Raw genomic sequence first — 16,035 nt, 5'->3', positions numbered from 1 at the left:
TTTTGGGTATATGTATTTGTTTAATAAATCCCTTCAACGATGCCCACAGAGAAGTTTTTAATGTTTACTGGCTATATCTTCATACCATCAAAAAATCACTTCACTGTGGGAATCATTCATGGGTGGTGCTAGTCGCCTTTCAAGTATTTCTCATGACAGCAGTATTTAGTAATTATTATGTACTCAAAAAAATTTAATTACTATTTACGACAGGTATATTTACCTCTTTAGCTGACTCTACTAAAATTTGAGCCGCAAGATCCAGATCATCAATCGTATGCTCACTGGTTACACTGATACGTAAACGCGCATCACCTACGGCAATACCAGGATATACGACTGACTGACAGTACATCCCTCTGGCTCTTACAGCACGGCCAAATTCAAGTGTTTTTTGATCATTACCGATAACGATAGGTAATATTGCACTTGCAGAGTTTTCTAAATCAAATCCAGCTGACAGTAAGTGACTTCTTAAATAATGAATATTACTCCATAGTTTACTTAAGCGCTGAGGCTCCGTTTCCATAACCTCTATTGAAGCTATTAAACCTGCAGCAACTGCAGCAGGAATAGTTGCAGCAAAAACATAAGAATTGGAGTAGAAACGTAAGTACTCAATAACATCCTCATCACCACAGATAAAACCACCCACACCCGCAAGTGCTTTACTCATAGTCCCAAGTTCTAAGTCAACTTCACCTTTCATACCAAAATGTTCTGTGGTTCCAGAGCCTGTCTTGCCTAATACACCTGTTGAATGAGCATCATCAACTAATACACGTGCATTATACTTGTTAGCAATTTGCATCAACCTTGGTAAATCAACAATATCACCATGCATACTAAATACGCCATCAGTGACAATGAGCTTTCCTCCCTCATGATCAGCATATTTATCTAGAAGAAGCTCTAAGTTTTCGAGATTATGTTGATAAATCTTACGTCCAGCGCCCGATAATTTGCATCCATCCTGAATACTCATATGGTTGATAGCATCAGTAAAAATTAAGTCTTTTGGTCCTGCCAGTGCAGAAATTCCTCCTAAATTAGCAGAATAACCTGATGGATAAACAATACATGCTTCACGTCCTTTCAAGTTAGCTAGTTTTGCTTCTAACTCTTTATGAAGAATATTACTACCACCTATTAAACGACATCCTGTGTTTGTTGCACCATATTGACGAGCACCATCACAAATAGCTTCAATAACTTTTGGGTGGTTTGCCAAGCCTAAATAGTTATTTGATGCAAACATCAAAAACTCTCTTCGTTTGCCTGTTGTTTCATCATAAATAAGCGCTCTGTTTTGGCAACGTGATTCTAATGGCATCCCATACCAGTAAAGTTGCTGGCGTTGTTTTTTTGTATAAAATTTCCTAAACTCTCTCGTTTTATGAAAAAGATCTTTATGTTCAATTGCCACAAAGTCTTTCATCGTTCGAGGATCATCATCTTCTTCAAATATTCCATTTTCTCTAGCTTGAGATATCTGGCTGATTATTTCTTTTATTGGGGCAAGTTCAAACTCTTTACTTGCCTGAATATAATGCAAGATTTTTTCCGGTGTATCGCACTCACTAATCTTAATTTGATTAGGCATTTTAAATTCATGTATTAACTTGTTGTATAGTTTATTAATATGTTGTTGATTTAAGCCGAGCGATGAAAAACTATACTTAACATTACTATCAGGTAATAAATGATTATCTTCTGTATCAAGCAGCTGGCTTAAGAAATTTTTCCATCCACTATCATCATCTAAATTGGTTTCTGCCTTTTTTTCAGTTTTAAGTGTATTTTCTCGGTTTCCCTTTAAAGATTCTTCCTTCAATTTATTATCACTATCATTTTCACTTGCTGCATTTTTATCAAGGTAATCAATAAGCTGTGCTATTGATCTAAGGTCTTCAGGCAATTTAACTCCTTCCAGACCAGTTGCTTTAGGAATATCAGAAAATATTGACACCAAGGTAACAGAGTCAATGCCAAGATCACTTTCAAAGTCAACATTAATACCAAGCTGATCAACAGAATAACCCGTATGCCTTGCAACAACAGATTGAATTTTATCAATTAATAGCGATTTAACCTGTTTATCCCCCGCCTTCATATCACTATTAATATTTACTTCTTTTTTATCAAAATTTAATTGAGAAGAAACATAATTAAAAATATCATTAAGTGTATTAATATCTTCAGGCACTTTTGTTGTTGGTATTTTATATTCTTTGATAATATCAGATAGCAGTGTAGTTAATGTAATTGAGTCAATACCGTAGTCACTATCAAAACAATTATCTAAAATTATGTCTTTCTTTCCATAGCCAGTATGACTTGCAAACAAGTTTAGTATACCCTGTTGAATTTTTTCAAAACTTTCAGCAACTTCATGCTCTTCCATAATTACATCAGACATAACACTTCTCCACAAAACAAAAAACATAGAACTTAAAGCTAAACTTACGTATATCAAGCGCTAATAGCTTCCTGTTGTTGTATTATTTTTGAAACAAGTTTTGTAATGTGTCTTACTGAAGAAAAATTACTCGGTGTTATTTCATTAACAGGAATCTGAACACTTGTTTCTTTTGATAACATTGCAACCAAGTCGAATAAGGCACTTGAGTCAATGATATTAAACTCTAGCAGTGGCGTATCTAAATCAAAGCCTTCTGCGTCATCTTCAAGATAATTTTCAGAAATATACTTAATCAATTTATTTTCCAACATACCAGCCACCCACCCAAAGTTACTCTTTTTCACCAATAAATAATGTTCTTGGACCATTAATTGTCAGTACTCTCGTATTAACAAAGCCCACCTCATTAAAGCGTTGCAGATATTCCTCACGTGTAGACTCAACACCACCATCAGTTGAAACTAACATGTTAATAGAAAGCAGTGCAGTAAATAGCGGACCCGACTCATCATCATTCAACGGTGTCTCACTCGCAATAAACGTTGCACCACTTGGTAATGAATCATATATATTTTTCAAAATTTCACACTGGATCGATGGGCTATAATCATGCAGCATCCAACCTAAATGAACTAAATCGTATGTATTATCAGGCAATTTACCTTCAATTATATTTCCTGTTATCACTTCTATATCTTCACCACCCTTAGTGACTTTTAGACGATCTCGAAGGTAGCTCGCTGCTTGAGGTAGCTCACAGATTGAAATTTTCAGGTTCGGGCTATTTTGCGCTACAGCAACTGGCAATGAGCCTATACCACTGCCAATATCCAGGAAATGCCGATATTTAGAAAAGTCAAATGCTTCAATCATTCCGTCAATAAAAGGTTGAGCAAATATACCCAAAAACTCTTGAAAATCGACAACATCTTGTGGGTTTTGATAGAGTATATCAAACCAGCTTCTGGCATCACCAAACACAACTTTTCGCTGATCAGAATCATCCTTTACGGCATTGGCTGTTTGTGCCCAAAGTGGATATAAAAAGCTATCTATGTGTCTTGCTAACCATCCTAACCATTCTTTTGAGTCACTTACCAAATATGATTTTGCACTTGAATTCAGTAAGTAGTGGTTATCTTTATTTTCAATTAAGCCCATAGCCGTAAGAGCAATTAATAAGCGCTTCCCTGAATTAACAGGAATATTACAGTGTCTGCATACTTCATCTAACGTTAGGGGTTTATCAGAAATTGCATCAAATATATTTAACTCAAAAGCAGATGTGATGACCTTCGACTTAAAAAAACCCATCATTTCATCAACAATAGCTTCTTTAGAAAAATTCATTCTTCATCTCCTAGTTTAGAAACGTTGACATCTCTTCACAAACCATTGCAAAAGATGTAATAAAGTAATCAATTTCTTTTTTAGAAATAATAAGCGGAGGCTGGATTCGTATGACTGTTGAACTATTTGCTGTTACAAAAGTTAAAATGTGATGATCGTTATTCAATTTCGAGACAAATCGCATACAAAACATTTCAGCTAATGACTCTTCCATTTTAGTCATAGCTGCACTTAAATGATCTTTTACCTCATCTGGAAAAAATCGATAGGTTAAATGCCAGTCTCCAGGTAGACGAGTTCCAAACTCACGAGCACATGCTTCAATTGCACCATCAAAGTCATTAGCAAACTGAATGCCAAGCATCAAACCTTGACCACGAATTTCTCCAATAAATGGATAGTTCTTGGTTATTCGTATAAGCTCACTCTTAAAATACTGACCAAGAGTTTCCGCCTTATCAAACAATTTTTGTTGATATATTTCTTCCAATGCAGCTAATCCAGCAACTGCTGCAATATTACACCCACCAAAGGTTGAAGTATGTAATAAAAATCGTCCCATAGTACCATAAGCTGCATCCCAAATTTGTCTGGAGCTTAGCGTTGCTCCTATAGGTATTAAGCCTCCTGATAAAGATTTTGCTAACACAAGGATATCTGGCTTGATACCTTCCCATTCACAAGCAAACATACGTCCAGTACGTCCTAAACCTGTCTGGATTTCATCCACAATAAGTAAACAGCCTGCATCATTACATAACCGTTGTACTTTTCTTAAATAGCCCTCAGAAGGTGTATGTACTCCCCCTTCTCCCTGTATTGGCTCAACAATAAAAGCCGCTATATCACCTATCTCTAATACTTTTTGTAATGCATCAATATCACCAAAAGGAACTGACTCACAACCCGGTAATAGTGGACTAAAATGCTTGCGATGTTTCTCTCGACCGGTAACAGACAAGGCACCCAAAGTTTTACCATGATAACTATTTTTGGCATAAACAAATCGTGTCTTTCCCGTAGCTGCTTTTGCTAATTTTAATGCAGCCTCAACAGCTTCAGTGCCTGAATTACTAAAAAACACACGCTCCATATTTCCTGGTGTAATTTCACAAAGCTTCTCAGCTAATAGTGAAGTTTGTTGAGGCACTGAAACATATTGAATAAAGTTTGCTGTAGAGTTTTTCAAAAATTTTTGTAATGCGTTTACAACATTATCTGGATTATGGCCCAAATTTAAACAACCATACCCAGAGACCATATCAAGGTATTTTTCACCGTCAGTATTAACAAGTGTACACCCCTTGGCAGTATCAAATACTTCATCACAACGTTGCATGTGTAAAAAATCAGCCATCATTGGATTTATATGATTTCGATACCTTTGCAGTGCTTTCTCACGACGGGTTGGTTGATGTTGCTCAACTTCATAGTTGTTAGCTATCAAACTTCGATGATAATATCGACGTAAGTTAATGACACGGTTTTTTTCAACTCTTTCCCCAAATGAGGCAAATGGATAAGCATAAAAACCATGACGCTCTGCAATGGTACCAATTTCAATGACTTTTTCTTTTTCTAAATAACGACCAATCGAAAAGCATTCATTACGTTGCTCAAGTGCTAAAACAATTGTCTCAGCCAAACAACCATTAATTTGTTGTTTTAAAGCAATATTCAACGATTCACCACCAAATTTAACTTGGCGCGAAGCCGTAACACATCCTCCTTCAAGTAACAGAATATCATTCCTAACAGAGTCAACTTTGATAACATCATGAGGTAAAGCAATATCCACAACAATAGATCCTGCTTGCAAACGCGAAGGATCAATCACACCTCCTGAAGATGTTGCTGCTGCAAATAACTGATTACGCTGATAACACTCTTCAATGTTACTAACAAGATTAACTCGACTATAATATTTATCTGGAAGGTGCTTGAGCAATTCTTCTTTACTTTTTTCCGCTCCACTATGCACTAGATCCAGTTGACACCCTAAGTCCAGAAGTAGTTTTGATAAGGCTAAACAAATAGAACCAGGATAACCAATAATAGCTACTTGCGTGTTATTAGGTTGAATTTCTAACCAGTCAAATATTTGGCAAAATGCTTTATAAGCAGCGTATGTAGTTAATGAGTTACCACTTGTCACAGGAATACACGATTGATTAGCAGTTTCTACTCCACGTTTTCCTACTATTGAAGTAAAGCCTCCTAACCCAACCAGCTCAGCTCCCTCTTTATGCAGCGTTTCAATACCATCAAAAATACGCTTTTGTACTGTACGTGCTGATGATAGCATCTCATCAGCAGTTAATGGTAAATAGTGAATGACTCCTTCACAAGTTGCCCCCGTTATTGACTTAATTTTACAAAAATCAATAAAGGGTATTAAGTTCTCCCGCTGCCAAATTTCACGTTGATAACCTGTTTCCAAGTCATGTGATGTACGCTGCAAAATATCCAACATTTTCACATAACGCTTTAGTGAAATTGAAGTTGGATGAGCAATAAAACCAAATTTCATAGCTTTTCCTTGCTAATTGCTTCGGAAGAGAAAAACAAGCTTCATTATTTAATATACCCTTAACGAATCATTTTTAGGGTTTGTTGTCAGCGCTCTTCACCCTAGTCACTTATTAATATAAGCTCCGGGGGCTTCATCGCTTGACCGCCGCCCCTAAAAACCCTTCGTTTTGGGTATATATTCATTAGCTTTTTATACAGGTTCAAGCTGTTTTTCTAAATTTTCATGTTTTATACTTTTTACTTTATTCTCAACATCATCTCGTTGCCAACCCGTAGCAGTGGCTAAGCTAATTCCATCACCTTCATTGTTATGTGAAACAATGATAGAAAATAGATTAATACAGTTCTTTTCCTGAAGTGACATTCTAAACATTTCATAGTCAAAGATATCGATGGTTTTTGATTTAATCTTAAAACCATGTATTTGTTCTTCCCAGTCAGGACTGTAAATATTCATCAACCGCATTTGTCGTGATGTTCTATTAAAAAGTATTCTTTCCTGATATGTATTTATTACAGAATGACCACCATTCATAAAATAAAACAGTGTAATGTTTTTATCAATAGAGTCAGGATAGGTCAAAGCATTTTCAACTAAGCTTGGTAACACATCAGGCACTAGCCCTTTTGCTCCATCTCCAATAAAACCAATAATATGCGTTGGGCAGGTAGCTGCAATACTGATGACTGACTGTAACGCATCACCCATTAATCCCCGACCATACCAACCAGAAAAGCCCCTTCGTGTTCTGACAACATTTCGCACTGCAGAAATTCCGCAACGACCAACATCATATAGTCCTGTATAATCATAGCTATCTTCTACAATCATTTTTTCTATTAAGCTATTCAATCTAGAGAAAAAATAGTTTGGCGTCATAGGTACTTTAGGCAATTTACTCACAACATCAGAGGGGGTTTCATCAACACATTGAATTGCTGCCATTCGTTTATTTCTTAACTCAGTAGATACATCAAGATGTACATCAACATACCTCAAAAACGTATATAAATTCATTACTAATGGATGATCAGCGTAAGGAGAGATATGATCCATATTATTTGTTAACTGAACAATACTCAGTCTTCGTTGAAGCCTGCCCTCTGAAAAAGGAGTTGCAGCCTGATGCAGTTTACTCTTCAAAAAGAACAAGTATTGTTCAGATGAAGAATTCAATTTATTATTTGTATGTAGAAAATTATAAACTCGAGGACTATAACCATAGACCGCTAATGTGCCTAAGTAATTTTTATTACATACTCCCTTATGGTACTTTGTTACACTGCCAGGATAATTTAATGAGTCAACCAGTGCTATTCCTGCTCTTTCAGCTATCGATAATACCAGTTCAAGCTCTTCTTCAGACAACGGACCACACTGCCAAACAATTTTTTCTGGCCCATTGTTGATGATCTCCATTACTTGATCAAGCTGCTTTACAAGATCTTGCGGAAGAGGTAAATCATCTTCCACAGTATTAGTCATCGGTAGTTCCAAATCAATCGTACTACAAGCATCTAATACTGCCTGTGTCGCCATAATCACTACTGGCCCTTGATTTAAGCTATATAACCTTACTGCTTTTTTGAAGTCATCTTCAATCGTATCAGGATCATCCATAAAAACATGAGGAATGCGTTTGGCTGTTAATACATCACGTGTATCTTCATCTTTAGAAATAGTCCCTTGAAAAGCGAACCACTGATTTGGTCTGTTCTCAGCACAAACAATAAAACCCTTAGCTCTAGCTTCTCTTAAATTAGCTAAGGTACCTTTGAACTCATCAATCATGCCGCTTGTGACAACGATTAAAAAAGATTTTTTATATAACTGCCAGTTAGCCATAGCCCCACATGCAAGGCTATGTTCACTCGGCCCACGTAATAATTTAATACCTGTTTTTTTTGCTTCCATCTCAAGATAATTGATCAGGTTTGATACAAGTGAGCCTGTAAAATAATAACCATTCCAGTTTTTAGTTGATGTCGTTGTTAAAAAATTACATAATAGCTGACCTAGTGTATTGTTAGCAAAACCTTTAATTTCTGGTTTAACTCTGCGATTGACAAGTGCCATTTCTATAAAGTCCATCCATAAACATAGCAACTCAGCTTGCAGTATTGCTCTATTATGTGGAAGACTGCACTCTATAAACTCCATTGGTTGATAACGTATTTTTCTTTTATGTGGTAGCGTAAAAGCCGCTACAGAAAAAGAAGAGTAAAAAGCAGGCACGTTATTTTCACAAAGAGTACTGTAAAAACCTGAAATCTTTTTATCTATATCCTTGATTGTCAACATTTCATATTTTGGATTAGCATAATCCAAGTAAATCATGCCCACCTGAAATAACTCATTTTCATTCAAGTTATTTGCGATATTTATAATTTTTGATGTAGCTTCATTTAAATTACTTGCCTGAACAACTCGCATTGATACTCGCTCTTTACGTTTAGCCATAAAACGTATAGCTTTTTCTCGAGCCTCATCATATACAGGATGATAGCTAGGCGTAAACTGTTCTGCTTTTATATCCGAATCTATTGTTACTCTCTGAAAGAGTTCTCCCCGTATATCACTTAAAACACTTAACCCTGTCTCAAAGAAATAGCGACTTTCAGTAACTACAACAACCCCAATAGTAATATCCATATTAGCCTCTTAGTAATATCTTTGAATATTTAGCTCTGTACTACGAGTTAAGTAAAATATAATAATTTTTTCCAAGAGCACGAAAACTCTTCTCAGATGACCTAAGTGTATAAGGAATACATAAGGAACTGAGTACAATATTTTCACAGCTATCATAAAAAAGGTGTATTTATAGAGATATTTTTAAAACAGCTCCATAATCACCTTTAAACTGCTAATGCTTCCTCTATTTTTTTTCCATTACTTATTTCGTGTGTTTGTATTCTAACTTCACCGTTATTTCCATCCAAGTAAAGAATATCACCTGTTTTTATATGCATACATGCTGTTTTAGTATTAACAACAGCTGGAATACCAAATTCTCTAGACACAATAGAGCTATGAGAAAGCATTGAGCCAATATCTGCAATAACACCTGCTGCTAACACAAATAGAGGAGTCCAAGATGCATCTGTAAATTTAGCAACTAAAATTTCTCCTTGTTGTAAAGTTGCAGCATCTTTATCCAGGTCTTTTATCACCCTGGCTTTTGCCACAACAATTCCTGGACTGGCTCCTACCCCTTTAATTACACCTACAGTACCTGTCAATATATTATTTACTTTTTTAGGTTGAGGGTTATAACCACCGATGATAGCCATTGGTGGTTCTTCACTATTGCAGTTTACTAGATGCTCTTTTCTATTATTTTCTATAATCTCTTTAGAAAATGCTTCTTCAGCATTTATTTCTCCTGCAACATATTTACGAAATAGATTAAAGTCAATAAATGGTAATTCATCTTTAAATACGATACTATCTCTATCTAATCTATCGAGTACTTCTGTAACAATTTTCCTATAGAACCATGTTTCAGTAATATACGTTGGTCTTGTATTCTCTCTTCGCTCAGCCATTTTAGCATAAGCAGCTATAATAAATCGGAACTTTATTCTTATAGAAAAAGGTAGTTTTTTTAATAGTTGTTCCGTATCATTGACTCGTTCTTTATCCACTTCAGCAATTCTTTCTTCTAAATCAACCTCACTTATTAAATACATTTTTATGACTTTAAGTAAGTAACTAGGATCATCATTCCACCGAGGAATACTCAGCTCAAACTCTTGCCGCCCTCTTGCACCATAGTTTTTTAAAAAACAAGAGAACTCATTTTCAATAAACTGCTTGCCAATTCGATTTTTTTCTAGATTAGCTTTCAATTGATCAGCATCAGAGTTAATAAATATAGTACGTAATGGCTCGTTGGAATTTACTGTTTCTGTAAGTTGATAAATGCCTCTTGTCACTTCGATGGTTCTAAGACTATTCATTGATGCCTTGATTCTATTTTGCAGTCCATCACCCTTACCTCCTAGCCACTGCTCACATAATTCGGCCAAAAGGTCGTATAACGCAAATGACTGTAAAAAAAACGGCATATAAGCTTTACATGCCTTTAAGAAATACTTATCAATTCGAGAAAGTTCGTTATTCAACTCCATAAGTGACATTGACTTTAGATCTAACTTATTAAAACGATCTACCTCATCCTGCCGTATTTTTACCATATTTTTCACTATACGTTCAGCAGAAAAAAGGTTATATATCTGATAGCCACACCAATATAGTGAGCTTTTAATAAACTTCCAGCCACTAACAGGAATACCATAGGGATTTTGGTAAGTGGTAAAGTCTATATCTTCTGTAGCATATCGCTTAGTAAACTTCATTAAATCTCGGGTAGGAGGACATTGGCTAAGAAGCATGGCTGAAGCAGAAATATTTAAATAAACCTGCCCTTGTATATAACCCATATAATGCTGTGAATTCCCAATATTCAAAAGCCCCATTGTTTTTATTGCTGGGCCATGTATGTTATGTTGATAAAATTTACAAAATGAAAGGCCAAGTGGAGTCATAAGGCCTGTGACAATTTCCCCCGTATCCATCCGTGAAAATAATGCATTATCACGAATGTATTCGTCAGTTTCATCCTCATCAGCATAGTATATTGGTGTTTTAGATGTTTTAGTGGTTATTGGCCTTGCCTGTAATATATACACATTATTATTTTCAATGCCCCATTCTATGTCCATCGGTTGGCCATAGTAGAGACTGATTTTTTCTACTTGAGCCGCTAACTCTATACACTGCTCAGAAGATAAAACTGGTTGTTTTATTTTATCTTCATCTACATTAACTATATGAGTTTCTCCATTATTTTTCTTCGTACACTTTATTTTTTTTGCACGTATGTCTGTAGAAACTATAGTATGATCACACTTTCTTATGCGATAACTATCTGTAGAAACTTGACCAGAAACAACTCCTTCCCCTACTCCCCAGCACGCATCGATTAAAATATATTGATCAACGCCACTCATTGGATCTTGAGAAAAAGCAACACCTGCACTTTCAACATCAACCATTCTTTGGATAACCACAGCAATTCTACTATCATCTGCACTCACATCATGTTTTATTTGATAGAGGTTTGCTCTTGCAGCCCACAAAGACTTCCAACACTCCCTGACACATTCAAGAACCTTCACTTCACTATCAACAAACAGAAATGTTTCATACTGACCAGCATAGGATTGTGATTCTCCATCTTCATTAACTGCTGATGAACGGATAGCCACCTGGCCACGCCCCATGTTTTGATAAACTTGAAGAATCTCATCTACTAAATCTGATGGTATTTCTGCGTTTGCAATTTCCTCTTTTATTTGATCAAAATTTAGCTTATGTATTTTTATTAAATCAAGAATTCCAGAGCAGCTTAAGAAGTACTCATTTGCTTTTGTTGTAATACAATATGCTTCTGGTACTAATAAACCATGCCTAACCAAATTATTCAAAGAAACGGCTTTACCTCCAACGTCCGTTTTTGATAATTCATCTTTTCCTGACAAAGCGATCACATAGTTCTGGCTGCTCATGTTATTACAACTCCTTTTATTATTTTTATGCTGATACAACACTAATAAAGTTTTCCTGTTTATTACTTTCCAGCCAGTTTTTAACTTGTTTTGCTGCTTTTATTCCTGCACCAACAGCACTTTCCAGATTTCCTAAACCATTAGTATCTTGATTAGCAAAAAACACACCTCTTATCGGCGCAGATGCTTTAATAAAAACATCATTTTTAAGCTGTCCTACTTTTGGAACAACAAGACCTTTATTCCAACGCCAAATTTTAATGTCTTCTATTATTTCAGGGCTTAAACCTAATGCTGCAAACATTAATACTACTTCTTGATAAGTTGCTGCCTGCAACTTATCAAAACTTACTTCTTTGAGTTTCCCTTGATCTTTTTCGCCAAAAACTGGTTTTAATAATGTAAGAACACCTATATCTTTATCAAATGACTTGTCTTTCCAATTAGCAACTAGACAAACTCCACTACGGCACCAACTGTATGGTTTTTTATTAAAATGTGCTCCCTCAATCACATAACCGCCAAAATGACTTTTTAATACTGTTTTTTTGAGAAAAACATTAGCGATGCAGTAGTCTCTATGTTCTATTTCTGAAATTGCTTGACGTTGTTTATTTGGAATATTATTAAGTACATGCTGTGCAACAAACTTTGGAGCAGCCCATATAACCGTTGCAGCCTTAACTTTATACCTTACTTGATTTTTCAAATAAGTAACTTCATAACTACCTGCTATTTCTTCAACAGCTGTGACCTGCGCAGTTGATTGACTGTGATATGATGATTCTTTTTCTAATTGATTTTTAAGTTGTTCACTTAAAAATCCATTCCCTCCCGGAAACGTCACTAAAGTACCAAATAAATACCCTAATAAAAAGTGTAAGCCAACATAAGCAGAAACATCTTTTATCGACAAACACTCAACACGCAATGTAGTTTCTATAGCATCTTTAACTAACTCGCCTAACTCATCCTTTGGTTGTAAGTAGATAGGCAGCCGTCCTTTTATCGTGGGATCAAAAAATAAATCATACAAAGAAATACTATCAAAAAGTTCCATTTCCTGCCTGGACCAATCACAACCCTCACTCCAAGGTACAGCAGGATACTTACCAGAGCCTGGTTTAAACTGTTCAAGGTATTCGTACAGTTTAGCAAAAACTGGATCCCCAAGTTTTTTTGGCGCAACAATATATGGTTTTTTTGTAATAGCTCCCTTTATCAAATCCAGAGATAGCTTATACATTGCTGGATTTAATAATGCTTTAGGCTGATTAATTAATGCTAAGCAAACCTCTCCCATTCCTTTTAATAGACGTCTAGTATCGAACAATACCAGAGACTCTTGATCAGCAGCTTGCCATTGATTTCTCAAGCCCAGTTCATCCAATAAACCTGCAACTTCTCCACCTTCGACTGGGTTCTGAAAACAGCTACCAGCACTCGCATAACGTAAACCGTCTCTACTCTCCAGACGTGCATTTCCTCCAAATTTATTTCTTTCCTCAAGTAACAGTACAGAGAGCGATTTTAACTGCCAAGCCGCCGTCAATCCCGAGAGTCCACCTCCGACAATGATGACGTCATATTCCTTCTGTATATTTTCAATCTCACTATCATTTCCATGAAATTCAGGCTTTGTAACTTCAAACTTTTCTGAAGGTAGTTTTTTCATTTTGTTTAAGCTCATTACTAGTCTGCCTTGTGTACTGTACTTGGATCCTCATGTTTTGCCTTATACATTATTTATCTCTGTACAGTACATTCATGCGCTTACAATAAAATAATTATTTTTTAGATACACTTAAGACTGATATATTCTTTGAAGTTGGATATTTTTCTGTTTTTTTAACATCAGCTGTTCTTTTAAAACAAAAACAGCAAAGATAAAGAAAACCGTATCCATAACAATAACTTGCCAATAAGCTCTATGTAATAGAGTGACAAAACAAATAAGCATCAACATTTGTCCTATGGACGATGCTATCAAATACCTATTAATCAATAGCGTCAAACCTGCCAAAAATAGACTTAAGCCAGAAATAACTGTTATTACAAGTTCATGAGTGTATAAATAGTTGCTAATCCCTTCTAAAAAAGTGCCCTGATTTGCAATAGCTGCATTCTTTAAAACAACACCAACATCTTCAATTTGAGGAAAAATTTTAGCTATTCCAGCTAACAGATAGAGTGTTCCAAATAAATATTTAAAATACTTCACAACACTTAGTCCTTTTTATTTAAACTTAACTATACCCTTCACGAATCATTTTTAGGGTTTGTTGTCAGCGCTGTTATATCAATTAAAGTGGCTACCGCAATTTTCACAGCAGTAAACTTGCCCAGGGGCTTCATCGCTTGACGGCCGCACCCTTGTCCCCTTGGGGTATAAAAACCCTTCGTTTTGGGTATAACCTCAAACTTAGCGACTATTATTTTATGAGCGTAATCCCATACTTCTGGCAATAAATTCCCTTTGTATTTCTGAGGTGCCTGAAAAAATTCTTGAAGGTAGAGCATCAAGTAACAAGCGGTCAATCCCAAACTCACTACAGACTCCTAATCCCCCAAAAACTTGAATAGCATCTAATCCACATTGAACTGCAGATTCAGATATCCAAAGTTTACTTTGAGCAATGGCTTCTTCATATGGCTTATTATTGTCATATAACCAACCAGCTTTATATAGTAATAAACGAGATGTTTCTAAACGTAATTTGAAATCAACAAGCTTATTTGATATCGACTGATTCCGCCCAATCGACTGGTCAAACTGTTTTCTTTCTACACAATATTCAATACATTGTTGTAGTACTTTTTCCATTGCTCCAACATATGCTGCAAATAAACATCCTCTCTCCCAAATCATAGAGTCGTGAAAAATTGGAGAACCTGAACCTTCTTCTCCAACTCGACTATCAATTGGAATGATACACTCATTAAAGTGTACACTTCCCCATGGGCTAGTCACCAACCCAGTTTTTAATGATTCATTAGTAATTTCTATACCTGGCAAATCTTTCGGAATTAAAAATGCACTACTATTAAAATAGCCTTGGCCTTCCTTCGTTTTTGCATAGACTAACAAGAGATCAGCTATTGGGGCATTAGTAATAAAACACTTTGATCCATTTAATATATAATGATTTTTTTCCTTTCTCGCAAAGGACTTCATATTATATGCATCAGAACCTGAAGATGGCTCTGTAATAGCATTGGCAACAATAAGTTGCCCAGATGCAATCTTCGCTAAATATTTATTTCGCTGCTCATCTGAACCATGCCGCCAGATAGGAATAGCACAAGCGAACATATGCGCACAGAGGGAAAATACCAGCCCCATATCGGTACAACCTCGTCCCAGAGATTCAACAGCCAAAATCGTATCTAAAGCGCCTAACTCCGACCCACCCCACTGTTCGGGAATAGGCAAACCAGCTAGCCCTAGCTCTGAGGCGAGTTGCCAACCTTTAACGTTAAACGTTTCGGGGGAGTGGAGGTCTTGTTGTGATTTAGACAAGGCTTCTTTAGCGAAGTTTTCAATATGCTGACAGCGTGCTTGTTGTTCTAATGTTAGCGTAAAATCCATATACGAACATTCCTTAGTATTATTTTAATACTACTTAATACATCCCTATGCAGAATACTCTGCTATCCTCTTACTCGTTACTTCCCTGAGGATTCATCTATATCCTTCACGAATCATTTTTAGGTGTTGCTGTCAGCACTCTTCACCCCAGTCACTTATTAATATAACCGCCCAGCAGCGCTGTTATATCAATTAAAGTGGCTACCGCAAGTTTCACAGCAGTAAACTTGCCCAGGGGCTTCATCGCTTGACGGCCGCCGCTAAAAACCCTTCGTTTTGGGTATACATTGAAGATTTAGCTTTATGTTTAAACAACGACTGATGTATTTATATAACCGCATAAGCATCAGCTTTTCTTATCCTTTCTTGACTGCTTACTTACAGCCCTTTAAAACGCACTGTTTCAAAGCAACATTCTATACTTCTTTTTTAACTCAGTACTGCTAGTATAAAACTGTTGATTGCACCACCTAAATCATGCTACACCCTATATGAGTATATCTATAAATACGAATCTGATATGCCCTAATAACATAACACTTTCTTAAAGGAAAAATAAACTGATATC

9 protein-coding genes are annotated in these 16,035 nt (G+C 36.0%); all 9 read right to left on the bottom strand.

The features are described from left to right. Window positions 1–193: 193 nt before the first annotated feature. The gene (locus KHS79_RS00930; protein ID WP_212715884.1) at window positions 194–2,419 is read right to left on the bottom strand and encodes an aminotransferase class I/II-fold pyridoxal phosphate-dependent enzyme; all 2,226 of its coding nucleotides are present in this window, start codon (window positions 2,417–2,419) and stop codon (window positions 194–196) included. Window positions 2,420–2,472: 53 nt separating this feature from the next. Beyond that, the gene (locus tag KHS79_RS00925) at window positions 2,473–2,733 is read right to left on the bottom strand and encodes an acyl carrier protein (protein ID WP_094789464.1); all 261 of its coding nucleotides are present in this window, start codon (window positions 2,731–2,733) and stop codon (window positions 2,473–2,475) included. A gap of 19 nt (window positions 2,734–2,752) precedes the next feature. Further along, window positions 2,753–3,772 (bottom strand): methyltransferase, encoded by a 1,020-nt coding sequence (locus KHS79_RS00920; protein ID WP_212715882.1) that lies wholly within the window; start codon window positions 3,770–3,772, stop codon window positions 2,753–2,755. A 10-nt stretch (window positions 3,773–3,782) separates the two neighbouring features. Then, window positions 3,783–6,302 carry an aminotransferase class III-fold pyridoxal phosphate-dependent enzyme gene (locus tag KHS79_RS00915; protein WP_212715880.1) on the bottom strand — a complete coding sequence of 840 codons (2,520 nt, stop codon included), beginning with the start codon at window positions 6,300–6,302 and terminating at the stop codon, window positions 3,783–3,785. A 192-nt stretch (window positions 6,303–6,494) separates the two neighbouring features. Beyond that, entirely contained in the window at window positions 6,495–8,957 is a 2,463-nt protein-coding gene (locus KHS79_RS00910; RefSeq protein ID WP_212715878.1) for a biosynthesis protein PigD, read from the bottom strand. Window positions 8,958–9,163: 206 nt separating this feature from the next. After that, window positions 9,164–11,878 carry a PEP/pyruvate-binding domain-containing protein gene (locus KHS79_RS00905; protein ID WP_212715876.1) on the bottom strand — a complete coding sequence of 905 codons (2,715 nt, stop codon included), beginning with the start codon at window positions 11,876–11,878 and terminating at the stop codon, window positions 9,164–9,166. Window positions 11,879–11,903: 25 nt separating this feature from the next. Further along, a complete protein-coding gene (locus KHS79_RS00900) occupies window positions 11,904–13,553 on the bottom strand; it encodes an NAD(P)/FAD-dependent oxidoreductase (RefSeq protein WP_212715874.1) in 1,650 nt (549 codons plus the stop codon). A gap of 129 nt (window positions 13,554–13,682) precedes the next feature. Further along, complete coding sequence (locus KHS79_RS00895; RefSeq protein WP_212715872.1) at window positions 13,683–14,099, bottom strand: DUF6041 domain-containing protein; 417 nt, start codon at window positions 14,097–14,099, stop codon at window positions 13,683–13,685. Between the two features lie 216 nt (window positions 14,100–14,315). Beyond that, complete coding sequence (locus KHS79_RS00890; protein WP_212715870.1) at window positions 14,316–15,467, bottom strand: acyl-CoA dehydrogenase family protein; 1,152 nt, start codon at window positions 15,465–15,467, stop codon at window positions 14,316–14,318. Window positions 15,468–16,035 lie beyond the last annotated feature (568 nt).

The sequence above is a fragment of the Zooshikella ganghwensis genome (assembly GCF_018263875.1).
GTDB lineage: Bacteria > Pseudomonadota > Gammaproteobacteria > Pseudomonadales > Zooshikellaceae > Zooshikella > Zooshikella ganghwensis.
Note: the sequence above shows the minus strand (reverse complement) of the source record. Positions and strands in the feature narration are given on the sequence as shown.

What these genes read in the sequence shown, in the direction of transcription:
- KHS79_RS00930 (WP_212715884.1), bottom strand. Translation starts at nt 2,419, where the DNA reads ATGTCTGATGTAATTATGGAAGAGCATGAAGTTGCTGAAAGTTTTGAA.
- KHS79_RS00925 (WP_094789464.1), bottom strand. Translation starts at nt 2,733, where the DNA reads ATGTTGGAAAATAAATTGATTAAGTATATTTCTGAAAATTATCTTGAA.
- KHS79_RS00920 (WP_212715882.1), bottom strand. Translation starts at nt 3,772, where the DNA reads ATGAATTTTTCTAAAGAAGCTATTGTTGATGAAATGATGGGTTTTTTT.
- KHS79_RS00915 (WP_212715880.1), bottom strand. Translation starts at nt 6,302, where the DNA reads ATGAAATTTGGTTTTATTGCTCATCCAACTTCAATTTCACTAAAGCGT.
- KHS79_RS00910 (WP_212715878.1), bottom strand. Translation starts at nt 8,957, where the DNA reads ATGGATATTACTATTGGGGTTGTTGTAGTTACTGAAAGTCGCTATTTC.
- KHS79_RS00905 (WP_212715876.1), bottom strand. Translation starts at nt 11,878, where the DNA reads ATGAGCAGCCAGAACTATGTGATCGCTTTGTCAGGAAAAGATGAATTA.
- KHS79_RS00900 (WP_212715874.1), bottom strand. Translation starts at nt 13,553, where the DNA reads ATGAAAAAACTACCTTCAGAAAAGTTTGAAGTTACAAAGCCTGAATTT.
- KHS79_RS00890 (WP_212715870.1), bottom strand. Translation starts at nt 15,467, where the DNA reads ATGGATTTTACGCTAACATTAGAACAACAAGCACGCTGTCAGCATATT.